The sequence below is a fragment of the Lysinibacillus pakistanensis genome (assembly GCF_030123245.1).
GTDB classification, from domain to species: Bacteria; Bacillota; Bacilli; order Bacillales_A; family Planococcaceae; genus Lysinibacillus; species Lysinibacillus pakistanensis.
The window spans coordinates 468,228-493,007 of sequence record NZ_CP126101.1 but is presented as its reverse complement, the minus strand read 5'-3'; the positions used below and the strand labels follow the sequence as shown (position 1 = coordinate 493,007).

The 24,780-nt window shown below is 37.7% G+C and carries 19 protein-coding genes and 1 riboswitch; of the genes, 5 read left to right on the top strand and 14 right to left on the bottom strand.

The window, feature by feature from the left end; all coding sequences use genetic code 11:
• Positions 1–58 precede the first annotated feature (58 nt).
• From QNH24_RS02445 to QNH24_RS02430, 4 genes are all read right to left on the bottom strand, one after another.
• Positions 59–2,161, bottom strand: coding sequence for a beta-propeller domain-containing protein (locus QNH24_RS02445; protein ID WP_283870596.1), 2,103 nt, complete (start codon positions 2,159–2,161; stop codon positions 59–61).
• Between the two features lie 126 nt (positions 2,162–2,287).
• On the bottom strand, positions 2,288–3,481 hold the full coding sequence (locus QNH24_RS02440) for an acyl-CoA dehydrogenase family protein (protein ID WP_283870595.1): 1,194 nt from the start codon (positions 3,479–3,481) through the stop codon (positions 2,288–2,290).
• Between the two features lie 9 nt (positions 3,482–3,490).
• Complete coding sequence (locus QNH24_RS02435) at positions 3,491–4,663, bottom strand: saccharopine dehydrogenase family protein (RefSeq protein ID WP_283870594.1); 1,173 nt, start codon at positions 4,661–4,663, stop codon at positions 3,491–3,493.
• A gap of 26 nt (positions 4,664–4,689) precedes the next feature.
• Positions 4,690–6,168: an aldehyde dehydrogenase family protein gene (locus QNH24_RS02430; protein WP_283870593.1), complete on the bottom strand. Its 1,479-nt coding sequence runs from the start codon at positions 6,166–6,168 to the stop codon at positions 4,690–4,692.
• 427 nt (positions 6,169–6,595) lie between these two features.
• Here QNH24_RS02430 and QNH24_RS02425 point away from each other — a divergent pair, with 427 nt between their 5' ends.
• Positions 6,596–7,396 carry a TIGR00266 family protein gene (locus tag QNH24_RS02425; protein ID WP_054772144.1) on the top strand — a complete coding sequence of 267 codons (801 nt, stop codon included), beginning with the start codon at positions 6,596–6,598 and terminating at the stop codon, positions 7,394–7,396.
• A gap of 68 nt (positions 7,397–7,464) precedes the next feature.
• Here QNH24_RS02425 and QNH24_RS02420 read toward each other — a convergent pair whose 3' ends face one another.
• The 4 genes from QNH24_RS02420 to QNH24_RS02405 form a co-directional block, all read right to left on the bottom strand.
• A complete protein-coding gene (locus tag QNH24_RS02420; RefSeq protein ID WP_283870592.1) occupies positions 7,465–8,427 on the bottom strand; it encodes a 2-hydroxyacid dehydrogenase in 963 nt (320 codons plus the stop codon).
• Positions 8,428–8,649: 222 nt separating this feature from the next.
• A complete protein-coding gene (locus QNH24_RS02415; RefSeq protein WP_283870591.1) occupies positions 8,650–9,942 on the bottom strand; it encodes a globin-coupled sensor protein in 1,293 nt (430 codons plus the stop codon).
• Between the two features lie 303 nt (positions 9,943–10,245).
• On the bottom strand, positions 10,246–11,079 hold the full coding sequence (locus QNH24_RS02410; protein WP_283870590.1) for an undecaprenyl-diphosphate phosphatase: 834 nt from the start codon (positions 11,077–11,079) through the stop codon (positions 10,246–10,248).
• Between the two features lie 72 nt (positions 11,080–11,151).
• Positions 11,152–12,231, bottom strand: a complete 1,080-nt coding sequence (locus QNH24_RS02405; RefSeq protein ID WP_283870589.1) for a metallophosphoesterase — start codon at positions 12,229–12,231, stop codon at positions 11,152–11,154.
• Positions 12,232–12,769: 538 nt separating this feature from the next.
• Here QNH24_RS02405 and QNH24_RS02400 point away from each other — a divergent pair.
• Positions 12,770–13,918: an acyl-CoA dehydrogenase family protein gene (locus tag QNH24_RS02400; RefSeq protein ID WP_283870588.1), complete on the top strand. Its 1,149-nt coding sequence runs from the start codon at positions 12,770–12,772 to the stop codon at positions 13,916–13,918.
• A gap of 34 nt (positions 13,919–13,952) precedes the next feature.
• Here QNH24_RS02400 and QNH24_RS02395 read toward each other — a convergent pair whose 3' ends face one another.
• The 3 genes from QNH24_RS02395 to QNH24_RS02385 are packed head-to-tail and all read right to left on the bottom strand — an operon-like array spanning position 13,953 to position 16,986.
• Positions 13,953–16,145, bottom strand: a complete 2,193-nt coding sequence (locus QNH24_RS02395; RefSeq protein WP_283870587.1) for an MFS domain-containing histidine kinase — start codon at positions 16,143–16,145, stop codon at positions 13,953–13,955.
• A gap of 15 nt (positions 16,146–16,160) precedes the next feature.
• The gene (locus tag QNH24_RS02390; RefSeq protein WP_283870586.1) at positions 16,161–16,316 is read right to left on the bottom strand and encodes a hypothetical protein; all 156 of its coding nucleotides are present in this window, start codon (positions 16,314–16,316) and stop codon (positions 16,161–16,163) included.
• A complete protein-coding gene (locus QNH24_RS02385; protein ID WP_283870585.1) occupies positions 16,294–16,986 on the bottom strand; it encodes a response regulator transcription factor in 693 nt (230 codons plus the stop codon). The genes QNH24_RS02390 and QNH24_RS02385 overlap by 23 nt, the downstream gene beginning before the upstream one ends.
• A gap of 610 nt (positions 16,987–17,596) precedes the next feature.
• Between QNH24_RS02385 and QNH24_RS02380 the strand changes: the two genes are divergently transcribed.
• Entirely contained in the window at positions 17,597–17,827 is a 231-nt protein-coding gene (locus QNH24_RS02380) for a MerR family transcriptional regulator (protein WP_283870584.1), read from the top strand.
• Between the two features lie 309 nt (positions 17,828–18,136).
• Here QNH24_RS02380 and QNH24_RS02375 read toward each other — a convergent pair whose 3' ends face one another.
• From QNH24_RS02375 to QNH24_RS02365, 3 genes are all read right to left on the bottom strand, one after another.
• A complete protein-coding gene (locus tag QNH24_RS02375; RefSeq protein WP_054772148.1) occupies positions 18,137–19,123 on the bottom strand; it encodes a homoserine dehydrogenase in 987 nt (328 codons plus the stop codon).
• A gap of 802 nt (positions 19,124–19,925) precedes the next feature.
• Positions 19,926–20,312, bottom strand: coding sequence for a hypothetical protein (locus tag QNH24_RS02370; RefSeq protein ID WP_283870583.1), 387 nt, complete (start codon positions 20,310–20,312; stop codon positions 19,926–19,928).
• A gap of 380 nt (positions 20,313–20,692) precedes the next feature.
• Complete coding sequence (locus QNH24_RS02365; RefSeq protein ID WP_283870582.1) at positions 20,693–21,994, bottom strand: O-acetylhomoserine aminocarboxypropyltransferase/cysteine synthase family protein; 1,302 nt, start codon at positions 21,992–21,994, stop codon at positions 20,693–20,695.
• 116 nt (positions 21,995–22,110) lie between these two features.
• Positions 22,111–22,224: riboswitch (SAM riboswitch) on the bottom strand.
• 156 nt (positions 22,225–22,380) lie between these two features.
• Here QNH24_RS02365 and QNH24_RS02360 point away from each other — a divergent pair.
• Together QNH24_RS02360 and QNH24_RS02355 are read left to right on the top strand one after the other, a co-directional pair.
• On the top strand, positions 22,381–23,010 hold the full coding sequence (locus QNH24_RS02360; protein ID WP_283870581.1) for a glycerol-3-phosphate acyltransferase: 630 nt from the start codon (positions 22,381–22,383) through the stop codon (positions 23,008–23,010).
• A 196-nt stretch (positions 23,011–23,206) separates the two neighbouring features.
• Complete coding sequence (locus QNH24_RS02355) at positions 23,207–24,688, top strand: DASS family sodium-coupled anion symporter (protein ID WP_283870580.1); 1,482 nt, start codon at positions 23,207–23,209, stop codon at positions 24,686–24,688.
• Positions 24,689–24,780: the final 92 nt, after the last annotated feature.

The window sequence follows — 24,780 nt, the reverse complement described above, 5'->3', positions numbered from 1 at the left end:
TTGTATCCAACAAAAGTAAAAGTCCAATAAACTAAAATTAAGTTTATTGGACTTTTTTTTATTTTATTATTAACTTATCTAACGGTTGGAAGTCTTTTAATTGATAGCTCTTCACCTCATTGTGAGCTACTGTATAGAGTGCATCATCTATATATACAACACGCTGTACAAGCTGATTCCAATTTTCATATGGCTCATCTGTGCTTTCTTCAATGATATTGCCTTTTAGCACGATTCCTTTATCTGCTGTAATTTCATAGATTTGAGCTCCCTGACCTTTGTAAACAATTTCATCGCCCTTTCCTGCCTCATAAAGGACAACCGGGAAGCCAAAATAATTGTATTCCTTATTGCGGAACAATGCCTTAGGATTATATTGAACATCCGAATAAGAACCTTTACCACCGATTTTTACAGATGATTGTTCTTTTGGATTTTTGAAATCTGAAACATCAAACAATGACATTTTCATATTAGTTGTTACTGTAAAATTTCTTTTTGAAAAAGCATCATAGCGTTGCTCTGTATCATAGCCAATTCCGATTAAATGTGTTTCATCTAATGGATGCAAGTAATTACTAAAGCCTGGGATTTTCAATTCTCCGAGAACAGTTGGCTTTTTAGGATTTGCTACATCAATCACAAATAACGGATCGACTTGCTTAAATGTCACCACATACGCTTTTTCACCCATGAAGCGTGCTGAATACACTTTTTCTCCTGGTGCTAAGTCTTGAACTGTGCCAAGCTCTTTTAGATTTTTATCTAAAATAAAGAGATGATTACGTGAAATATTTTTTTCATCCCACGTATTCCCTTCAGTTGTTACAACACGGAAATTACCCTTGTACTCATCCATTGAATATTGATTTAACACAGTTCCCTTTACTTCCGTGTTACCTACAAAATTCATGGTAGTGCCATCAACATTCCATTTAAAGATTTGTGTATTTGTTACTCTTGGCATCCAAATCCTCATATCCATAATGCGGTTTTCAGCAGGAACGACTGCACTGCCATCGTAGACTGGTGTTGTAAGATAAAGTGCATCCTCAGACATATACAGACCGCTACTACCGCCCAAATAACCTTTTGTATTGGCAGTTGCCTTTGCACCATTTTTTAAATCTAGAGCTGTTATTAAGCTATATGTTCCATCCAGGGTATTTGGTAAAATAGATATTTTCTCGAGAGGTAGGCTTTGGAATTCCTTCGTTCCTCTACTATCATATGTTTTTGGCTTTAAATCAATTGTTTTGTTATCTCGAAGCGCCCAATAATTTGGAAACATGTTACCAATTAAATATAATGTGTCATTGGTAATACGAATATCCTGTAAATATCCCTCTTGCCCTACTTCACGTAAGAATTTGGGGCTCTTAGGATTTGAAATATCATACAAAGTAGCTGTTGACATGCTCGTGCCTGCTTTTTCTAAATATTTATCCCCAATTGCAATTAACAAATGATCGTATAAAGCAAGCTTTGAAATATATTTTGAATCTTCTATTTTTAGAGTCGCTGCTAATGCTAAATTTTTTGGATTGGTTGCATCTACCACTGTAATACTATGTTCTTTTACAGAATAAATAAAACTATCCTTTACAACGACTAAATCACCTTCTTCAACCCCCTCTACTTGATTGTTTGTCATAGAGGAATTACTGCTTACACTTGGGCTATCTGCCTTGCTTTCCATTTCTCTACTTGAATCATATTTCACTTCCTTATCTGGGTTAGCTAAAAGAGTGTCAAAATATTGCTGTAACTCTCTCTCAGATTTTACTGCTTCAAGCTTTTCAATAATGGTAAAAGAAATTACTTGTGATGCTGCTTTCGGTCCACCAAGAACAAAAGCATCCTTCTGAACATGTAATTTATAATTACCAGGTGCTAAATCACTAACAATTAATGTCTTTTTATCTTCTCCTAGTGTGATAGTTGCTTCTACTTTTTGATCCTTGCTATTTGTAACGTAAACAGTTTCTTCTGTTATCTTGCTATCTTTCAAGGCTTTCGTAAAAGTTGCTTGCCAGCTTTTAGTGGCCATACTAACATTAGCTGCTTTTGCTTCAACGGTTGGGGCCATCGTCAACGTAATGATCCCAGGTAAAATGGCGAGTACGGCAATAACCATAATTGCTATCCATTTGTTTTTCATCTTTTTTCCTCTCTTTCATATGTTTATCAATTAGACTGCTGTAAAGTTGGAAAGTTACATTTTTCAGAAATTTTTTTAATCGTATATTACTCCATAAGAAAAACGAGAGGAACACTCTCCTCTCGTTTATTCATTAAAAGGCCAGGGTGGTAGCATTTTACCTAAAGGTTTATCCTGACGTCTCCCTAATACATAATCAGCCTGCATAATAGTATGAATTTCACGTGTGCCTTCATAAATAACAGGTGCTTTAGAGTTACGCAAATAACGCGCAACTGGATATTCATCTGAATAACCATAGGCACCATGAATTTGCACTGCGTCATCTGCTGCTTTGTTAGCAAAATCACAGGCCTGCCATTTTGCAAGAGACGTCTCTCTCGTATTTCGAACACCTTTGTTTTTTAGTTCACCAACACGATAGACAAGTAGACGACTCATTTGATAGCCTGCCTCCATGTTGGCAATCATTTGTCCTACTAGCTGATGTTCACCAATAGGCTTGCCAAATGTTTCACGTTCATGACAATATTTCACACTTGCCTCAAGGCATGCTTGAATGAGTCCCACAGCACCAGCAGCTACGGTGAAACGACCATTATCAAGAGCAGACATGGCAATTTTAAAGCCCTCGCCCTCTTCTCCTAGTCGATTCTCTACTGGTACACGTAAATCTTCAAAAAAGAGCTCACCAGTATTACCAGCACGAATACCGTATTTCCCCTTAATAGCCTTTGAGGTAAAGCCAGCAATTGATTGCTCTATAATAAATGCACTAATACCGTGATGTTTCTTCGATTTATCTGTATAGGCAAAAACAATAAAATGATCAGCTATATCACATAAGGAGATCCATGTTTTTTGCCCATTTATAACATAAAAATCTCCATCTCGTACAGCAGTCGTAGTCATGGCCGCTACATCTGAACCAGCTCCAGGCTCTGTTAGACCAAATGCCCCAATTCGAACACCCTTTGCCTGTGGAACAAGGTATTGTTGCTTCTGCTCCTCTGTCCCCCATTGCATTAAGGTCATACTATTCAAGCCCGTATGAACTGAAACTGCTGTTCGGAATGCCGTATCTCCTCGCTCGAGTTCCTCACAAACAATAGCAAGTGCATTATAATCCATACCACTACCACCGTATTTTTCAGGAACGCATACGCCCATTAAGCCAAGCTCAGCAAGTCCTGACCAAATCTTTGCATCAAAGCCTCCCATTGCATCCCACTTTGCAATATTCGGCATGATTTCATCATCTACAAATTGTCGAACGGTTTTTCGTAGTAGCTCCTGCTCAGTGGTAAAGTCAAAATTCATGGTTGACACCTACCATTTCACAATCATTGCAGATTTATGGGATGTCTCTTTTATGACAACACCCCGTTTTGCCATCTCTTCTATATACGTATCTCCTGGAACAATTGATTCAGGCGCAAATACACCGCGCTTTGTAATTGTCCCTTCACCAATCATTTGCGCAACTACAGAAATTGTATTAGCCGTTGCACGAGCCATAGCTGTTTCATTTATTGTCATATCTTTTCTAACGACCATCTCGTACTCGTATGTTACTTGCTGCTGAGCCTTTTCCCCAGCAACAATGACGCGCAGCAGTACAGCATCCGGTTTTGTACCAAGCTCAAGCTTCTTTTTAAGTGCCTCTCGCACAACTGCTCGAACAGGCACTTCTTGATTATCTACCTCTACCTTATTTGTAGAATCAAGGAATCCTAAATCAGCTAACAGCTTAAATTTCTCTGCGTGCCCCTTATAACGAATTGTTTTGTACTCTAATGTGCGGACATTTGGGAATGTCTTATACAGCGTGGAAATTCCACCTGATGTATAAAATGCCTCTAGCACACCAAAATCGTCAAAATAAATAGGTTCAACACCTGATAGAGATGGAACTTCCTTGAGTTTTCCTTTTTGAATGGCTTTTGAAGGCTCTGTATAATGATCAAAAACCCCATCTAAAGAAAATACTCGCGTGTAATGAAGAGGTGGCTTCGGCTCTGTTGGAATACCTCCTACAAATAGCTTAATAGATTCGACTTCATCTAATTTTGATGCACCATAGCCCGCTAAGATATTGACCATTCCAGGAGCAACGCCCAGATCAGGAATAATTGTTACGCCTTTAGCTTTTGCGTCTTCATGAAGATCTAAAATTTTTTCCGTTACCCCACCGATATGTCCACCTAAATCCACGGAATGTACGCCAGCCTCAATTGCTGCTCTTGCTACACGTTCATTAAAGGAATAGAAAAGAGCATTTACGACCACATCGCCTTTAGATATGACATCCATTAAAGATTCATCGTTCTCTGCATGAAGCTCCACTACCTCAACCTTATCTGTGTTTAACGTGTTCACAAAATCCTGTGCCACCTCTACATCTATGTCCCCTAAGATTACACGTTCTACTCTATTATTTTTAATTAAATCACGAGCTACCTCTTTTCCCATTAAACCTGCACCTAATACAACAACCTTCATCAAGAACATCCCCTTTCGTTGATCTGTTACTCTGTATCGATTTGTGCTCTTTGTAATTTACCGCTATAGTCTACATAAATACTTTTCCATTCGGTATAAACATCTAAGGCAGCTACTCCTGAGTCACGGTGACCATTCCCCGTACCTTTCGTGCCCCCAAATGGTAAATGGATTTCTGCCCCTGTTGTGCCTGCATTCACATAAACAATCCCTGTGTCTAAATCTCGCTGGGCGCGGAAAATTGTATTCACATTCTGTGAGAAAATTGAGCTGGATAAGCCAAATTTCACGCTATTGTTTACTTCGATCGCTTCCTCTAAACTTGCTACTTCGATTATTGAAACGACAGGACCAAAGATTTCCTCCTGTGCAATAATCATGTTTGGCTTAACATTAGTAAACAGTGTTGGCTCATAATAAAATCCTTTATCATAGGGTGTTTCGTTTAATATTCTGCCACCTGCTAACAATGTCGCTCCTTCTTGTTTACCGATTTGCACATAGTGATTGATTTTTTCTAATGCTGCTTTATTAATTACTGGTCCTATTTTTACCTGCTCATCTAGGCCGTTCCCAATTGTTAACTTTTGCATTTCGTCCAATAGACGTTTTTCTAGTTCTTCTCTTACATCTTTATGCACAATCACTCGACTACATGCTGTACATCTTTGACCAGCTGTGCCAAATGCACTCCATAAAATCCCTTCTGTAGCCAGCTGTAAATCAGCATCGTCCATAACAATTACTGCATTTTTCCCACCCATCTCTAGTGAAATCTTTTTCAGATGCCTTCCTCCCAGCTCCGCTACTTTACTTCCTGTAGTTGTTGAGCCAGTAAATGAAATGACCTTAACATCTGGATGCTCAATTAAGGCTGTTCCTACTGTTGGGCCACTGCCAAATACAATATTTGCTACCCCGTTCGGTAGACCGATTTCTTCAAAAATTTTACCCATTTCATAGGCCATCATCGGTGTCTCATTGGAGGGCTTCCAAATAAATGTATTGCCCGCAACAATGGCAGGGAATGATTTCCATGTTGCTATTGCCACCGGGAAATTCCAAGGAGTAATTAAGCCGACGACCCCTATAGGTGCCCGGACACTCATTGCAAATTTATTAGCAAGTTCAGACGGTGTTGTTTCCCCAAACAATCTTCGACCCTCACCAGCCATATAATAAGCCATATCTATCCCTTCTTGTACCTCACCTCTAGCCTCTTCAATTACCTTTCCCATCTCTTTCGTTAAAACGGTCGCCAAATATTCCTTCTTCTCTTTCATTTTTTGACCGATTGCATATAAATAATCAGCACGTTTAGGCGCGGGTACTAATGCCCAACTTTTTTGTGCCTGCTTAGCAAACGCTACCGCTTCATTTACCTCATTTACTGTGGAACGCGGAATAGTTGCTAGCTCCTCTCCATTCGCAGGGTTAGTCACTGCTATACTTTGTAAATGGGAATGTGTTACCCATTCACCACCGATAAAGTTTTTGATTTCCAATACTCACACCCCCTGAAGTAATCTAGATGCCTCGGCTACGTTGCTAAATCGTTACATCGCATGCAGGTATTATCTATCACTCTATTTAATCAATATTAAATATGTCAAAATTCCGAATTTTCACCAAACATCTCTCCCACTTAGCAACATCGGTGACAACCGCCAGAGGCCTTATTTTCCTTTAGCTTAACTTCCGTAGAAAAGACATTGCTAAACCTTTCACAGAAGGTACCTTTTGTAATCATTATATTAACAATCACTTAGGCACTTGACTAAATGAAAATAAATAATACACATTCTAGTTTTTTATATTCGACATTTTCTATGTTATTCCCTTTTTTTCTAAAATAATTAATTTTGCAATGAAACTAATGTCCCTTATAATCGTATACAGTAACAACAAAATTACTTTTGGAGGAATCCTATTATGAATAATCATGAAATTGACTACCAAATTTTTGGCGACGACATGCAATACGTAGAAGTTGAGCTTGACCCTCAAGAAACAGTAGTAGCTGAAGCAGGAGCATTAATGATGATGGATGATGCAATCCATATGGAAACAATTTTCGGTGATGGCTCAAAAGGAAGCCAAAATAGTGGCATTATGGGAAAACTACTCGGTGCAGGTAAACGACTTATTACTGGTGAAAGCTTATTTATGACAACATTTACGAATGCTGGTTCAGGCAAACGTCATGTTTATTTCGCTTCTCCGTATCCAGGAAAAATCATCCCAATGGATTTAAGTCAATTAAACGGAAAAATTATTTGTCAAAAGGATGCATTTTTAGCTGCTGCCAAAGGCGTTTCAGTTGGTGTCGAATTCCAGAAAAAAATTGGTGTAGGGTTCTTCGGTGGTGAAGGCTTTATTATGCAAAAGCTCGAAGGTGATGGTATGGCTTTCGTTCATGCAGGTGGAGCTATTCATGAAAAGACTCTACAACCTGGTGAAGTATTACGCGTAGATACAGGATGTTTAGTCGCTATGACATCTAATGTGGACTACAATATCGAAATGGTTGGTGGCGTAAAAACGGCATTATTTGGTGGTGAAGGTATCTTCTTCGCAACTTTAAAGGGGCCCGGTAAAGTATGGATTCAATCATTGCCATTCAGCCGATTAGCAAGTCGTGTCTTCGCAGCAGCCCCAATTTCACAAGGCGGTGGCGGTCAATCTAAAGGTGAAGGCGGAATTGGCGGTTTATTTGATTTATTTAATAAATAATACCTATTTTCAAGTAAAAGGAACACATCTAACTACGATGTGCTCCTTTTTATTTTACTTAGGTATCATTAATCGATTCTATTCGAAACAGCCTTGCCCTGTCCATAAGCGGTAAGTGCCCTCACGTTCAGCATAAACATAGCCGTTCTTGTCTCGAGCGATGCACTCCCGATATGTGGAAGTGCCACAACATTTGGTAGCGTTAATAACGGATGATTTAGTGCAATAGGCTCTTGCTCAAAAACATCTAACCCTGCTGCCCACAGCTTACCATTTTTCAGTGTATGATAGAGAGCATTTTCATCAATAATGCCCCCACGTGATGCATTGATTAACACTGCGTCATCCTTCATTAAGGCAAGCTCCTCTGCCCCGATAAGACCCACAGTATCACTATTATATGGCGTCATAATGACAACAAAATCCGATAGCTTTAATAGCTCCTCTAATGAAGCATACTTAAATCCATACATTTCCTCTGCCTCATGACGACGTCTTCGATTATTATATAAAATCTTCATATCAAAGCCTTTTGCACGTCTCGCCACCGCCTGACCAATACGCCCCATACCAATAATTCCAATAGTAGCGCCAGATACGTCTTTTCCTACTAATTGCATTGGATACCAGCTTTTCCATTTACCCTCACGTAAATATCGTTCACTTTCCGGAATTCTTCTTGCCGTTGCAAGCAATAAGCCAAATACTAAATCTGCTGTGGTATTAGTTAAGACTCCAGGGGTATTAGTTGCCATTATGCCACGTTTGCGTATTGCTTTAACATCAATATTATTAAAGCCAACAGCTAAGTTTGTTACTAATTTAAGATTGGGTGCGTGCGATAACAATTCTTCATCCACTTGATCTTCAATAGTGACCCACAGTACCTCGCAATCGGTAACAGCCGTCAATAATTTTTCCCGTGGTATAACCGCTTCTTCCTCTTCCCATTGTTCGATTTCGTAATATTCTTGTAATGGTTCCACAATATGCACAGGGAACTTACGTGTAATAAATAATTTCTTTTTCATTTTCCGATCACCCCTCTTTTTATTTCCCCAATTCGCCTATAGCGTAACACTTAGTACACGCATTTTCTAGGCAATTCTTGTCTTCGCTAATTTGTTCACGTCTTCTTTCTTTCTGACTATTATGTTCATCCGTCTATAAAAGGTTCTATCCTTCTAAAAAGCAGTTTTATCGAATCCAAACCAATAAAAAACTATGCAAGACTTGATGCATAGTTTTACCATTTAAAAATCTCTTATTGTTGTCTCTAATCGATTGGCTACTTTTTCTAATTCCTCAGAAGATTCACCAATCGTTTCGATAATAGTAGCTAATTCTGTTATTTGTCGTCCAACATTTTGGAAGTTGGTAATAGAGCCCTCTACTGAGCCGGATATTGCATCAAATGCTTTTAAAGATTCTGCATTTTGTTCCATACTATTATTCACTAGCTCTTGAATCTCCTGTATTGCATGGACTACTTGATTTGTTATCCCATTAGACATTTTTATTAGATCAGCAATTTGCTCCACTGAATGTCTGGTTTGATCTGCAAGCTTTCGTACCTCATTTGCAACAACAGCAAAACCTTTTCCATGCTCACCAGCACGCGCAGCCTCAATCGCAGAATTCAATGCAAGTAAATTTGTTTGACCAGAAATACTTTTAACTATTTCGACAACATCCTTAATTTTAGAGGAAGACTTATCTAAATCTCCTACCATTCCTGCCATATCAACTGTCTTATGATGAATTTTTCCAGTTTGCTCATTCATTAAAACTATTTTGGAATAACCTTCATTGGATACTTTTTGCATTGTTTTCGCTTCTTTAATACTGTCCTTCAAATAATCATTAACTTCCTTAGCACTAAAAATAAGTTCCGTAACGGTCTCGTTCGTGCTTTGGGATTGAGTTTCTAGTTGTGTTGAGATCCCGCCAATTATATCCTTAACATGTGCGCGTACACTATTTCGATGCTCTTCCATCAATATATTTGCATAATTATCATATTCCTCTAAAACTATTTGCTGCTCTAAATTACAAATTTTACTAATAGCTTCACAAAATTTTTCTTCATCGCCCTTTGATAACTGAAGCTCATAAACTATTTTTCTTAATGATTTCTCAAGATTTTGAAAGGCAGCTAAATACCATTTAGGGTATAGATTAATCTTTACATGCATTTTTGCCACACGTCTTCTCTTCTCCACAAAGGCTTCATCAATACGCCCTTCAAACATTTCTATAATATGATGGCGTAAAGTTTGGCGTAAACGTTCACTTGAGCTATGCTTTTGAATTACCTCAAGTAAGGATGGCACACCTTCTACAGCTTGATAAAATGCTGCCACTACCTCTACGACATTGCGTTCGATATAAGGCTTTAAACTCCTAATCAACCGCAAATCCTGTCTAGTCAGATTTATAAGATTTATTTGTAACAAACGTTCCTGATCTTGAATAATAACCCCTATACTTGATTCATTACTAATTTCAATTGTATTTTTCTTAGGCCTATTTCCAATATGAAACATTCTCTCCACCTCATGCATATGTTCTTGGCCATACTATATCTATCCTACTAACCATCATCTAAAAGTAACAAGTATCCAGTTTACATCTGCATCTATTATAAGGTCTAATCCATAAAAGTTACAATATATAGGTAAATTCTGTCCGTTTTCGAGTTAATTACCCATTTAATTTAATAATATCGAGGTCTTTTTTACTGCGTATTAGTCACCTTTTTTAATTCTATCCTAAATTTTTTACATAAGTACGGTTAAAATGACATAAAAAAGCCACCCATCTTTTTAAAAGAAGAGTGACTATCTAATTTACATAAAGATAATAATGGCTAATACAGCTGCTAATACTAAGCGGTAAATAGCAAATGGCATCAGTTTCACTTTAGAAATGAGCGCTAAAAAGAATTTAATTGAAAGTAATGCAAAGACAAATGAACTAACAAAGCCTACTACATAGAAGCCTAAATAATCCATAGATAACGTATCCCAGTTTTTCAATACAGAGACTAGGCTAGCCCCAGCCATAATTGGTACTGCCATAATAAAAGTAAAATCTGCCGCTACACGGTGACTCATACCAAATAGTACACCACCAGAAATTGTTGCACCAGAGCGGGAGAATCCTGGCCACAGTGATAAACATTGGACTAGACCTACTTTAAATGCCAAGCCGTAAGAGATTTTATCCAGCGAATCCACTTTTGGTCTTTTTGGAGCAAGCTTATCTGCAGCAATCATTAAAAGTGCCCCAGCCACTAATGCATAAATAACATGCTCTACTTTAAATAAATGATCATCAATAAAATCTTTAAAGGCAAAACCTAACACAACTGCTGGCAACATCCCTACGATTACATGCAATAAGTTGAAGTGTCCCTTTACAGATGTTGATTGACCATCAATTTTATAAAGTCCAACAAGATTTAACATTCGCTTCCACATTACAACGACGACAGCTAAAATAGATCCTAATTGTACAACAATTTTAAACGTATTAGCGGGATACATCCCTAAAAATTCCTCTGTTTTTAACCACATATCGTCTACTATAATCATATGACCTGTTGACGAAACAGGCGCAAACTCTGTCATACCCTCTACAAAGCCTAAAATAAGTGCCTTTAATAACTCTATGATTTCCACGTTGTCACCTTACCTTTTTTTGAATATAACTGATTATCATTGATTAGAACCTTAAATAGCTACTGCTATAGGTTATTGTAAATGTATATCCACTACCCATAGTTCTGAACGGCTGCCTATCCTCATAGGAGGGCCCCAAAAGCCAAAACCTGATGAAACAAGTGTATGCATTTGCTCCTTCATCTTATAACCGTAATCCAGCTCAAATACTCGAGATGTTATATACTGATTAGGCCAAAGCTGACCTTTATGTGTATGTCCTGACATATGAAAGTCTACACCAAAATCTGCAGGTGTTTTTAAATCATTTGGTGTATGATTCATTACAAACCATGGCAGATCATCTGTTAACTTCAAGGCATCAAGTTGTTTTCTTTCCTTGTTAGTCAAATCCTCTTGACCAGTTACTATTAACGTATTATCGATCCGAATAGTTTCATCTCGTAAAATTTTCACATGGGCTTTCTCCATCTCTTCCACAAACTCAGGGATTTTCTTGCCGTAATATTCGTGATTACCCAGTACACCATACACGCCATATGTAGTAGTTAGCTGCTTCATCACATCAGCCATTCCCTCATTTACAAACCATTTAGGATCATCATCCACAATATCTCCAACTAAAAAAACAATATCTGGTTTTGCCTCATTCGATAATGTAACAAAACGCTCTAAATGTCTTTTATGTGAAAGAACACCTAAATGAAAATCCGATGCCACAACAACTCTCAACGTATCTAACTCACTAGTCTTTTTATCCATCGTGAACTCTAAATGACGGACTACAGGTGAATACGCTAAATAGGAACCAACAATGCTTAGTACAAACAACACAGCAATTGCTATACTACCAATTATCTGCACATTTTTAAAGGGGCTTAACCAAATTACTACATGTGCCGTTAAACAAATCAATAATCCGTATTCAAAAATAAACATCCAATAATTACCTATTACAGAGAATGTTTTTAAAGATTCGTGTAGTCTTCCGATAACAATGCTAAAAGCAGAAATAAACAGTACTAGCCAATAGAGTATAGGATATCGAAACCATCCCAGTGAAACAAGCCACTGCTTCAATCCCCACCCTATGTAAAATGTTAATGCACTATAAATACTTAATAGAAGAATTCCACCGATTACTTTTGGCATGCCCTAGTCCTCTACTTTCATTTATTCTTAACTGATTATAGCATTATCTTTACCATTCATATTTTAATAAGTACTTATAATCAATTACTCCCAGCGTAATGACGTTATCCGCCAAGTCTTTTGGCCAACACGATGTTGGTCACTCAGGCGTTTTCACAGGATGTGAAGATCTTAAAGTTCCTCTATTTCAGCGGGCGTACAAACGAACGCTGAATAAGAAAGGAAATCACATTCATCTCGTGGCCTATAGTGGTGTAACGTATTCTGTACCTAATGTTCGCTATCGCACAATAAAGATCTGCTAAGTCAAGATAAACTTCTAGAGAAAATGAGTGTCTATTGCCAATTAAATTGTACCTATGTCTATCTACTTTTTCTCACGTTTTACATGACAATTTCATGGAATTAGTGACATTTTCGTCATCTTTCATGAATTACTCAATATAATATAGCACTTCCACTTTCACATTTTTTCCAGTATTATAACAAACAAGAAAGTATATTTACGTATTTACTAGCTAAAAGGGGTGTTATTCAAATGACAAGGTATAAATTTGAATCAGCAGAGCATGAGTTATTCCGTAAAACTATACGTAAGTTTTTAGCAGAGGAAGCCGAGCCAAACTATGCACAATGGGAAAAGGATCACCTCATACCACTTAGCTTTTGGCATAAGCTTGGAGAAATGGGCTATCTCTGTCCACAGGTAGAAGAGCAATTCGGTGGTCTTGGATTGGATTTTAGCTTTGGCGTCATCATTCAAGAGGAGCTGGAAAGAATAGGCTCCAGTCTTATTGGCATTGGCCTGCATAATGATATTGTTGTGCCCTACATCGAAGCATATGGCACACAAGAGCAAAAAGCACGCTGGTTGCCTAAATGTGTTACAGGCGATTATATAACTGCCATTGCAATGACGGAACCAGGAGCAGGGTCTGATTTAGCAAATATTCAAACAACAGCTATTCGCGACGGTGATCATTATGTTGTGAATGGGCAAAAAACATTTATCACAAATGGCATTCATACAAATTTAGCAGTTGTTGCAGTGAAAACGAATCCACAGGCTGAAAAAAAACATCGTGGCATAAGCCTTCTAGTCATCGAGGGTGACACAGCAGGTTTCATAAAAGGGCGTAAACTTGATAAGGTTGGGATGCATGCACAGGATACAGCAGAACTATATTTCGAGGACTGTCGAGTGCCTGTAGAAAACCTTCTTGGTGAAGAGGGAAAAGGCTTTATCTATATGATGGAAAAGCTACAGCAGGAACGTTTAGCGGTAGCTATTGCTGCACAGACGGCTGCTGAGGATATGTTAGCCTTGACAATTGATTATGTAAAATCCAGAGAAGCATTTGGCAAATCCATTGGTCATTTTCAAAATACTCAATTTAAGATAGCCGAAATGGCCACAAAAATCGAGCTAGGTAAAGCCTTTTTAGAATCCTTAATTGAAGAACATATTGCAGGACATGATGTAGTCACAAAAGTATCAATGGCTAAATACTGGATCACCGAAAATGCACGTGAGCTTGCAATCCAATGCATGCAATTACATGGTGGCTATGGTTATATGGAAGAATATAAAATTGCTCGAAGGTACCGAGATATCCCTGTTATGTCCATCTATGCAGGAACCAATGAAGTCATGAAAGTAATTATAGCTAAAAACTTAGGCTTATAAAAAAACAGCGGCAAACCACTTGCCGCTGTTTTAACTATACTGCTGGAATACGAACGATGACCTTAAATAAATCACCATCTACATCTATACTCATTCGAGCATCATGAAGATCTACGATGGATTGAGCGATTGCTAAGCCCAGCCCTGAGCCCTCTGTATGTCGGGAAGCATCTGCTCGTTTAAAGCGTTCAAATAACTCCTCAGCATCCTCGCTAATTTCATATTTAGCTACATTTTTTACCGTAAATTCAGCATCACCATCTGCTGTACGTTTCAATGTTACATAAACCCTTGTACCTTCTAATGCATATTTTAATACATTGACAATTAAATTATCGATTAGCCTCCACCATTTTTGCCCATCGACATAAGCATATAATGGTTCATTAGGTTTTGTTATACGTAAATCTAAATGAGCCTGTACTAAATCTTCCTCATGCTCCCCTACTGCCTGCTGTATTAACTGTGTTAAATCAACTCTACTTCGATGAAGCTCGATATTGCCACTTGCCATTTTTGAAACCTCAAAAAGATCCTCTATTAGAACTTTTAAACGCTCTGATTTTTTATCTAGTATATGAATGTATTGTTTGCGCTCTTCCTCTGTAATGTCAGGATTTTTTAGTAAATCGGTATAGGTAATAATAGATGTCAGTGGTGTTCGCAAATCATGACTAACATTCGTAATAAGCTCTGTTTTTAAACGTTCACTTTTTGCCTGTTCATGCATAGATGTACGAACACCTTCTCTTAAATGATTAAGATTTTCTGCATGTTCCTTAAGTGGCGATTTGCCTATTATCTGGACATCACGGTTTAAGCGTCCCTCTGCCATATCCTTAGTATCCTTCATAATTCTGTTTAAATAGCCCATTCTAGATAAGAAGACAACAAGGGACGGAACCCCTATAATTGTACAAATACCCAGAACTAGTACTGGGAATCTACTACCCATTAAAATGGAAGCAACAAGGCTACCACCACCGAAAAATGCTGCACTAATCATGACAATAGAATGTAGTGCGATGGATCGATTGATAAATAAATCAGTCATCGAATCCCCTAATGCCCATAAATAGCTTGACTTTAAATTCCCCTCTAATTTCTTGGCTGTATTCACCCGATCATACAACCAGATCAGCTGGACATAGAACAAAATACCAACAATAAAGAGTACCCCTACTTTAAATAAAAAATCGAGTACATAGCTTACATAATTATTTTGGTAGTGATATTCGATGGATTCAAAGGTAATTTCTGATGCCGCCCAATATATACAGCCAGATATAAACAAAATGATTAACTGAAAATCAATTTTCATCCTAGCAAGGGCTTCTTTTTCCTTGATACCCTGTACCACCTGTAGCACTTCTTTGCGCCCTTTCCATGCAAAAACAGCTGCTAAAATACCTGTTATCCAAATAAAGAAGAAAATATACTGATTTCGTGTAAACTGCTCATAGCCTTCCATAATACCTGCTAATTGAGCTGATTTTTTAGAAATCGTAATTGTACCCGTGTAGTCAGACGTTTCTCTTAAAGTCTCTGTTTCCACACTAGTATCTGTTCGATAAAAAATATGACTTAAATTATCACTAATGTTCCAGGTAGTTAATGGATGCTGCGGAGTATATCTTATTTTATAGGTACTGCTTTCAGAAACATCACCTGAACGATATATTTTACCTGTATCTGTGTTTGTTAATTCATAGGACCAATAATTATAGTTTTTCACAAAACTTTTTGCTTCATCTTTTGCTGCCTTTACATATTGATCAATGACTTCTTCTTTTTGAGCAAGGATTTTTTTTCGGACATGCTCATCATCCTCAAAATTAGCTGTAATATCTTTTATCTTTTCATCACGTTCTTTTTCAAGCTTTGTTTTTAAATCCGTTGCATTCACATTGGTAGCTTCCTGAATGCGACTCTCATATTGAGCCTTTATATTATCGATCTGTTCTCCTAATGACCCATAATAATTGCGGTGATCTTCAATTTCATCTTGCGTAACCTCTATTTTACTTTTTAAATCGTCAGCAGTTGGTAAATTTAACACTAATGGTCCTAGCTGTGATTGAAAATTATCAATTTCATGCTGAAAATTTTCAGATTGAAAATAAGATTTTCCAATATATTGATACCCTACCCTAGTGAATGTAAATATACTGAAAACAGCCCAAATTAAACACAAAAGTGCAAGAAGGGTTCTCCATTTTTTCAACATGCTGCACACTCCTCTCTAAAAAATTCTTTCAAGTAATTGCAGTACCTCAGAAGAGCGAGCATTTACCATTTGATAGGCATAGATACCAAAATAAATTAACCCAATAACTCCTGCTACGAAACCAATTATTGTTACATATTGTTCAATTTTATTTTTCCATTTTATAGCCAACGCCCCATACCACCTTTAAATAGCGTGGATTTTTCGGATCTGCTTCAATTTTTTCACGTATTTTTCGAATATGAACAGCCACAATATTCTCTGCATTATAGGCTTCCTCATTCCAAACACGCTCATAAATTTCCCGAATTGAAAACACACGCCCTACATTTTTCATTAATAATTCCGTAATTTTATATTCAATCGGTGTTAATCGAACTGGTTCTCCTTCTAAAATGACTTCTTTAGCATCTTCATCTAATACCAGTCCATCAATTTCTATTTTTGTTGCCCCTTCATTATACGTCCCAAGCTGTACATAACGACGAAGCTGTGATTTTACACGTGCCAGTAGCTCTAAAGGATGAAAAGGCTTTGTTACATAATCATCTGCACCAACAGATAATCCATGAATTTTGTCACCATCCTCTGCCTTAGCACTAAGCATAATAATTGGAATATTGCGCTCTTCTCTAATTTTAAATGTTGCTGTTATGCCATCCATATTGGGCATCATAATATCTAAAATAATTAAATGTACTTCATTGTTGTTTAGCTTTTCAAGCGCCTCTAAACCATCAGCAGCTTTTATTACATTATAGCCCTCATTTTTTAAATAGATTTCAATACCATCACGAATATCTTGATCATCGTCTGTAACAAGAACTGTTAGTTTCGTCATGATATACACCTCGCTCTCAATTAAATTGTACCGTTTAAATCTTAAAAACCACTTATTATAAAAATGAAGAATTTCTTAAGCTTTTAATGAATAACCCTCCACCAATGATAGAACAAATCGTTACATGCCAATAATAAAGTAGTCAGAAGGACAAAAAATGAAAATATCATATAATAGCTCCTCCCTCATCGAAAACATCATCACCTTTAATAATACAGATTTATCCAAAATCAAACAATTACCTAAGTGATGATTATGCTTTTCTTAGAAAAGGAAGTTATAATAAAAGCGATCAATTATGCCCAGCGTAATTGCGTCCGGATTTTTTCGAGCTTGTTCGAAAAGCTCCTCTTCAAAATTCCTACACCCATCAGTGGCTCTAAGCCAACACGGTGTTGGTACTCAGGCGTTTTCACGGATGTGAAGATCTTAGCTTGAGTTCCTCTATTTCAGCGGGCTTTTTTATACTCGCTGAATAGAAATATCCTGTTACTATGGCGTGGAAGCATCTTTACTTGACGCTTTGCTTTCGCACAGTAAAAATATGCTGCTGTCGCTTCGCTTTCGCACAGTAAAGATTTGCTGAATCAAGATAAAAGGGGCGAAACTTATGTATAAAACAGTTGAAGAAACAGCGATAGATCTTGGTATGTCTGAAGATCAAATTCTACGGTTAGTCTACGAGGGACGTATTCGATCTGTATATGATGGAGACCAAATTTTAATTAATAGCGGACAGTTTAATACCTACTTTGATCAGTTAGAGCGTATCAAAGAAGAAATAGAGATTTGGCGTAATACTCCAATACCTGAGGATATCGATGTGAAGGACGAGGATTAACGTTGTTCAACAAGAAAAACGCAAAGTTAACAAGTAACAATCCTTGTAACTTTGCGTTTTACTATATCAATTAAGCCTCAGCATAATCTTGTCTGGAATCGGCTTTGTGCTTAGGCCTGCGTGACGAAGGTCAGTTAGCCGTTATCTCATGGATGCGATGATTTTAGGCTAACATTTTCGATTCAGTGACATCCGCCGGAGGCTTAACTTATTTCAGCGGGTGTTTGGACACCCACTGAAAAGTAGCTTAATTTGACATTCATCTCACCACCTATAGAGGTCGTGGTGGGAGATTTTTAATGAAAGAAGTTAAATACTCACTAGAAATCCAGCACGCTTACCAATAATTTCAGCATAATCCTCAACCATAACACTTGCTGTAGGATACATGCCTGCACCAGGTCCGACAAGCGTCAAAGTACCGATATAGTTCGTGTCTAAGGCAACAGCATTATTGACATCATCTACAGGATACAATGGATGTTCTGCGTCTACTAATAAAGGCTCTACTTTAGCTATAATCTTACCACCTGCCAGTTTTTCTACTTCTGCAACGTGACGATAGCGCAGACCCTTTGCAGTTGCTTCCTTTACCTGTTCAGCAGAAATACTATCAATGCCAATCACTTCTACATCTGCCCAATCCGGTTGCTCACCGAATGCCAATGCACTTAACACCATTAATTTCTTGAAGGAATCTTGACCTGAGATATCATTATATGGGTCTGCCTCTGCGTACCCTAAATTTTGCGCTTCTTTGAGTGCCGTCTCAAATGACCATCCCTCTGCACGCATTTTCGTTAAAATATAGTTACAAGTTCCATTTAAAATACCCTGAATACGGCTTACGTCATTGACAAGTAAAATATTTTTCATTGTTTTAATGACAGGTACTCCGCCTGCCGTTGTCGCCTCGTAGCCTACAAAAACGCCATTTGCTTTCGCAAGATCCTGTAGCTCTAAGCCTTTTTTAGCGAACATTACCTTGTTAGCAGTGATGACATGACATTTATGTTCAACTGCACGCTTTAAATACGTAAATGCTGGCTCTTCATTCACGATTGCCTCAAATACAACCTGCATGCCCGGTTCAGCTAATACATCATCCATACTAGTTGTCATCAAATGTGCCGTGCCTGGTACACGTTCACGGCTAGCATCTGTCACTAAAATTTTTGCTACTTCTAACTCAATGCCTAATTTATGTCTAAGCTCTTCTCGCTTTTCGTTTAATATATGGTAAATCCCTTGACCTACCGTTCCAAATCCTAAAATCGCTGCCTTTATAGTTGCCATTCCTGTTATTCCCTCCAACTTACATTCCGCAGTTTCATTATATTTAAGCGTTAGCTTCATCCGTACTAATTCTGAATTGTGCACAACCCGTAAAGTAACTTGTATAAATATTTGATATTTCACTCTCAGTCATGAATAAATTTGTCTTATGGAGATAAACTGACAAGCACACAAATTCAAATAATTCAAAATTTAACTTAAAGAAAATTGTAACGCAAATACATACATTGCACAAGAAAAATCTTTCTAGGAAGGACATTTGTTTTCCCTAGACGTGCAGAAGAAATCGGTTTCATTCCCTTTATTATACGTTTTTTAAGATGTTCTATAATCTATGAACAATTATTGACGATTTTTTATCTTCATTCGGCAGATGTTTTTTTGTATCGAAAGCATAGCGACAGCGGCAGATACAGGAGACTCCTACCTCTACAGATGGTGAGATAAATGCGGTTTTGGTTCCTTTTTAGTGGGTGTCCAAACACTTACTGAATGAAGATAAAGCCTCCGGCGAATGTCACGGATTTTTAGAAGGAATGAATTGTGCAGGCACAATTCAAAATCCGGACGCATTGTTTATCTGTAGCGAAAGCAAAGCGGCAGCTACAATTACGCCAAGGCGAAATTGATAAAAGGATTGTCTTTCTTCTATTATATATGTATGTTACAACATCTATAAAAATTGTTCTTTTGATAGATAATTATAAAATTATTTACAAAAATAACTTACTCCCTTTTTTTGTTAATTAAAAAGCTCATTCCCTGTAGCAGCAGAGAATGAGCTCAAATATATGAGGGAGAATTAACTAGCTTTTATTAACAATTGATAACGATATTGTGTGATTGCTTGCTGAACAAGTCCTATCTCATCTGGTGTAAAATTTGGTATAGCATACGTACGTTCAACTAGTTGAAATGTGCCATATTTTAAATAGAACTCTGTGGCAGGTAGAGGAATATGACTTGCTCCATATTTTTCATATGCCTCAAAAACTTCTTTTACTGTATAGCCTTCCTCTTTTGCATAAACGTTTTCCTCAAAAGCAGAATGTCCAAAAATTTGTCGCCATTTACGTTCAACTGATGCCAGTATGTTTTGAATGGACATGTTGTTCACAAACACATGACCTTCATTTAGTTCATAAATAAGATAAGATGCAATGTTTTGTGCACTATAAACATTTCCCATTTAAAACACTCCTTTAACATCAGTTTTTTTAGTGAAAGTAGCTGCTGGCTGGCAGCTACTCATAAATATTTCAAAAGTGGGGGAGCACTTATGAAAACAAATGGAATCAAAGTATCATTTGGAGCACCGAATCAGGCAAAAATCGATGCCGAAAATTAGTTCTAGGTTGGTAGCCTTTCGAACGTTTAACTTATACCCTAGTATATAGCATGGTTTTACTTAAGTCAATAATACTTATAAAATTACTAGGTATTATTTACGAAAAATTTCTGATAACTTATCGAATGAGATAAGCGCTGGATGTAGCAACGTTTTACGCATTACCAAATGAGGCTTATCGAATGAGAAAATACGTAAACGCCACAACACTAGCCTATGTTTTATGCTTCAACCTTTTGTTGTGAAGCTGTTACTTGCTCAATTGCTTGTTCTAAATCTGCAATAATATCCTCTACTGCCTCTAAACCGATTGATAAGCGAATGAGCGACTCGGTTACACCAGTTTGAATTAGCTCTTCAGCTGATAGTTGCTGATGTGTAGTAGAAGCTGGGTGAATTATTAATGATTTAGCATCCCCTACATTAGCTACATGGGAGAATAATTTCACACTATCAATTAATTTACGCCCTGCTTCACGTCCACCTTTAATGCCAAATGTAAGCACAGAACCGAAGCCATTTCTTAAATATTTTTTAGCCAAATCATGTGTAGGGAAATCTTCTAAGCCATTATAATTTACATATTCCACAGATGGGTGGTTTTGTAAATATTCGGCTACTGCTAAAGCATTTTCATTATGTTTAGGGATACGCAAATGAAGCGTTTCTAAACCTTGTAAAAAATTAAAGGCTGCATCAGCACTTAGTGTTGGTCCAAAGTCACGTAGTAATTGTACACGCAGTTTTGTAGCAAATGCAGCAGCTGCTGTGTCAATGCCATATCGTAAACCGTGATAAGAAGCATCTGGCTCAGTGAATCCTGGGAAACGACCACGAGTCCAATCAAATTTTCCCGCATCAACTACAACGCCACCTAAAGTCGTTCCATGTCCACCAATCCATTTTGTTGCGGAGTGAATGACAATATCGGCACCGAAATCAATTGGTGTAGAGCCATAAGGTGAAGCAAAAGTGCTATCAATAATTAATGGTAAGCCGCTTTCATGTGCAATGTTAGCCACTGCTTCAATGTCTAGTACTTTTAAACTTGGGTTACCGTAAATTTCAGCGAATACCGCTTTTGTTTTATCTGTGATTGCTGCTTTGAAGTTCTCAGGATTTGTTTCATCTACGAAAATCGTTTTAATACCGTAGTTTGGTAATGTGTTGGCAAATAAGTTATAAGTACCACCATATAAAGAGCTAGCGGCAACAATTTCATCCCCCGCTCCTGCAAGATTTAAAATTGAAAATGCGATAGCTGCTGCACCAGATGAAAGTGCTACTGCTGCTGTACCGCCTTCTAATAAAGCGACGCGTTTTTCAAAAACATCTACAGTTGGGTTCGTAATACGTGTGTAAATATTGCCGGCTTCCTCTAAGGCAAAAAGACGTTGCGCATGAGCAGTGTCTTTAAAAACAAAAGCCGTTGAGCGATATACAGGTACGGTGCGAGATCCTGTTACTGGGTCGGGCTCTTGGCCACCATGTAACAGCAATGTTTCTGGTTTAAAATTTGTCATTTTGTACCTCCAAATGGTTATTTTTTTACGATGGTACCGGAGATGAGGAGGATTTTTTAGTAGAAAACAAAAACCCCCTTCAGCTAAGAAGAGGGTTGCGGTTGCAAGTTTTCCTCCCCTTATCTGCCAGATCCAAGTAAGAATCTGTAGGAATTAGCACCTTAGCAAGTTCGTCACTTACTGGTTGCCGGGCATCATAGGGCCTATCCCTCCGCCGCTCTTGATAAGAGTATTGAGATTCAATTTCCATCGTTGTTACACAGTATAAACATAGACATTTTTTCTGTCAACACTAAAATTTTATTTTTTCCGAAACTTCAGTCTGCTTCTTTACGTAATATGAACGCATACACTATTTTAATATTTATTTAGAAAGGAGGATTTTTGTGATTAAAACCATCATTTTATTTATTATCGTTGGTTATATTATCGGCTGTCTTCATGGCTCTAAAGTGGCACAGTTTTTATCTGGGGTAGATTTAAAAAAGACTGGCCATGGGAATGCAGGTGCATCCAATGCAACCCTTTCCCTTGGATGGAAATACGGGGTACTAGTAGCGCTTATTGATATTGGTAAAGGTGTATTAGCAATTATCGGTGCACATTTCTTTCTTGCAGATGCAGCACAATACACAGAGGTACAAGTTTGGCTCTTCACCTATCTCATAGCAGCTGGTGTCATTCTAGGTCATAATTTCCCATTCCATATGGGCTTTAACGGGGGGAAAGGTACAGCCTCCATCATAGGGATATTGCTTGCTGTTGATTGGAAAATTGGTTTATTTGCACTTATTTTATTTGTCATTTTATCTTTTGCAACGAACTATTTAATCGTCGGCGTTTTAGAGTTTTATCTTGTTTTTTGTACAGCAACTTTTTTATGGATTCCTGGGATGGGTCCAACGATCATTGCTTTGCTACTTTTTGGAATAGCTGTCATTTTGCATATTGAAAATATTAAACGATTAGTCAAAGGAACAGAGCCTAAAGTAACTTCAGCTTTCAAAAAGAAATAATAATTTTTTGGATGTTTTTGTCTTTTCTATGACCATATATTTTCTCTTTATTTACTATTAATGCTGTAAAAACAGAGTATTTCACATACTAATTTTTTCTCCAATAAATAGACAAATTATTTTCTTAATAAAACATTTTACTGACCGATGTTATAGATAATAATCGTCATATTTATCGTAGAAAGGATGAGAAAATATGTCTACACTTCAACAAGCAGGCGAAAAACGTAATTTAAAGCCACTTTGGATTGCTTTAGCCTTTGCTTCATTAATCATCATTATTTTTTTACCTAATAACGGCGATTTACCTGTTGCGGGTCAACGGGCCTTAGCCATCTTAGCTTTCGCAGTCATCCTTTGGGTAACAGAGGCAGTTTCATATCCCGTCAGCTCTGCCATGATTATTGCACTGGTAACCGTTTTACTAGGACTGGCTCCGTCAATAGACGATCCAACAGCAGAATTAGGAACAGCAGGTGCTCTAAAATTAGCATTAAGTGGGTTTAGTAATTCTGCAGTCGCCCTAGTAGCCGCAGCTCTATTTTTAGCAGCAGCAATGCAAATCACCAACTTACATAAACGACTCGCCCTATGGATACTTTCACTTGTAGGGACTAAAACAAAAGCAATTGTTTTTGGTGCCATTTTAGTATCTATAGCACTCGCATTTTTTGTTCCTTCTGCTACAGCACGTGCTGGCGCAGTAGTCCCAATACTACTTGGAATGGTTGCTGCATTTGGTTTGCCGCGTGATAGCCGACTTGCTGCGTTACTTGTCATTACCTCCGTACAGGCCGTCTCCATTTGGAATATTGGGATTAAGACAGCTGCTGCTCAAAATATGGTCGCTTTAAATTTTATTCAAGAACAATTTAATGTGGATATTTCATGGGGTGCCTGGTTACTCTACGCTGCCCCCTTCTCGATTATCATGTCTATAGCTTTATTTTTCATTATGATTTCTCTGATTAAGCCTGAGACTAGTAACATAGAAGGCGGTAAAGAGGTAATCAAAAAGCAGCTTGCAGAACTAGGCCCATTAAAAGCTCCCGAGATCCGTTTAATCATCACGTCAATGATTTTATTATTTTTCTGGGCAACTGAAGGCAAGCTACACCCATTTGACACAACAACAGTCACAATTATTGCTATCGCTATTCTATTAATGCCGAAAATCGGTGTTTATACATGGAAGGAAGTGGAGCCTCATATTCCTTGGGGAACCATTATCGTTTTTGCGGTAGGTATTATGCTAGGTACAGTTTTATTGAATACGAAAGGTGCATCATGGTTATCTGACAAAGTGTTTGGTTCACTTGGTCTAGATACTATGCCGATTCTAGCAACAATTGCATTGGTTACACTATTTAATATTCTTATTCACCTAGGTTTTGCCAGTGCGACAAGCTTAGCATCAGCGCTTGTACCTGTGTTTATCGTTTTGGCCTCCACATTAACGGCTAACGTTGACCAAGTTGGTTTCGTTATCGTACAGCAATTTGTGATTAGCTTTGGCTTTCTTTTACCAATAAGCGCACCGCAAAATATGCTTGCTTATGGTACAGGAGCGTTTACAACAAAGGATTTCTTGAAATCTGGTATTCCATTAACCATTATTGGTTTCATCCTAGTACTTCTATTCTCCGCAACTTATTGGAAATGGATTGGATTATTGTAAATAGATAGAGCCCTAAGTATTTTAATAGGTATCTGGGTAAGTCTTTGAGATAACTGAGCGGTTCTTTGAGCGACCTGAGCAGTTCTACGAGG

Bases quoted from the DNA above. Each gene is read 5' to 3' on its own strand.
- QNH24_RS02445 (WP_283870596.1), bottom strand. From the start codon at position 2,161: ATGAAAAACAAATGGATAGCAATTATGGTTATTGCCGTACTCGCCATT.
- QNH24_RS02375 (WP_054772148.1), bottom strand. From the start codon at position 19,123: ATGGCAACTATAAAGGCAGCGATTTTAGGATTTGGAACGGTAGGTCAA.
- QNH24_RS02440 (WP_283870595.1), bottom strand. From the start codon at position 3,481: ATGAATTTTGACTTTACCACTGAGCAGGAGCTACTACGAAAAACCGTT.
- QNH24_RS02405 (WP_283870589.1), bottom strand. From the start codon at position 12,231: ATGCCAAAAGTAATCGGTGGAATTCTTCTATTAAGTATTTATAGTGCA.
- QNH24_RS02385 (WP_283870585.1), bottom strand. From the start codon at position 16,986: ATGACGAAACTAACAGTTCTTGTTACAGACGATGATCAAGATATTCGT.
- QNH24_RS02420 (WP_283870592.1), bottom strand. From the start codon at position 8,427: ATGAAAAAGAAATTATTTATTACACGTAAGTTCCCTGTGCATATTGTG.
- QNH24_RS02365 (WP_283870582.1), bottom strand. From the start codon at position 21,994: ATGACAAATTTTAAACCAGAAACATTGCTGTTACATGGTGGCCAAGAG.
- QNH24_RS02370 (WP_283870583.1), bottom strand. From the start codon at position 20,312: ATGGGAAATGTTTATAGTGCACAAAACATTGCATCTTATCTTATTTAT.
- QNH24_RS02395 (WP_283870587.1), bottom strand. From the start codon at position 16,145: ATGTTGAAAAAATGGAGAACCCTTCTTGCACTTTTGTGTTTAATTTGG.
- QNH24_RS02400 (WP_283870588.1), top strand. From the start codon at position 12,770: ATGACAAGGTATAAATTTGAATCAGCAGAGCATGAGTTATTCCGTAAA.
- QNH24_RS02435 (WP_283870594.1), bottom strand. From the start codon at position 4,663: ATGAAGGTTGTTGTATTAGGTGCAGGTTTAATGGGAAAAGAGGTAGCT.
- QNH24_RS02415 (WP_283870591.1), bottom strand. From the start codon at position 9,942: ATGTTTCATATTGGAAATAGGCCTAAGAAAAATACAATTGAAATTAGT.
- QNH24_RS02380 (WP_283870584.1), top strand. From the start codon at position 17,597: ATGTATAAAACAGTTGAAGAAACAGCGATAGATCTTGGTATGTCTGAA.
- QNH24_RS02355 (WP_283870580.1), top strand. From the start codon at position 23,207: ATGTCTACACTTCAACAAGCAGGCGAAAAACGTAATTTAAAGCCACTT.
- QNH24_RS02425 (WP_054772144.1), top strand. From the start codon at position 6,596: ATGAATAATCATGAAATTGACTACCAAATTTTTGGCGACGACATGCAA.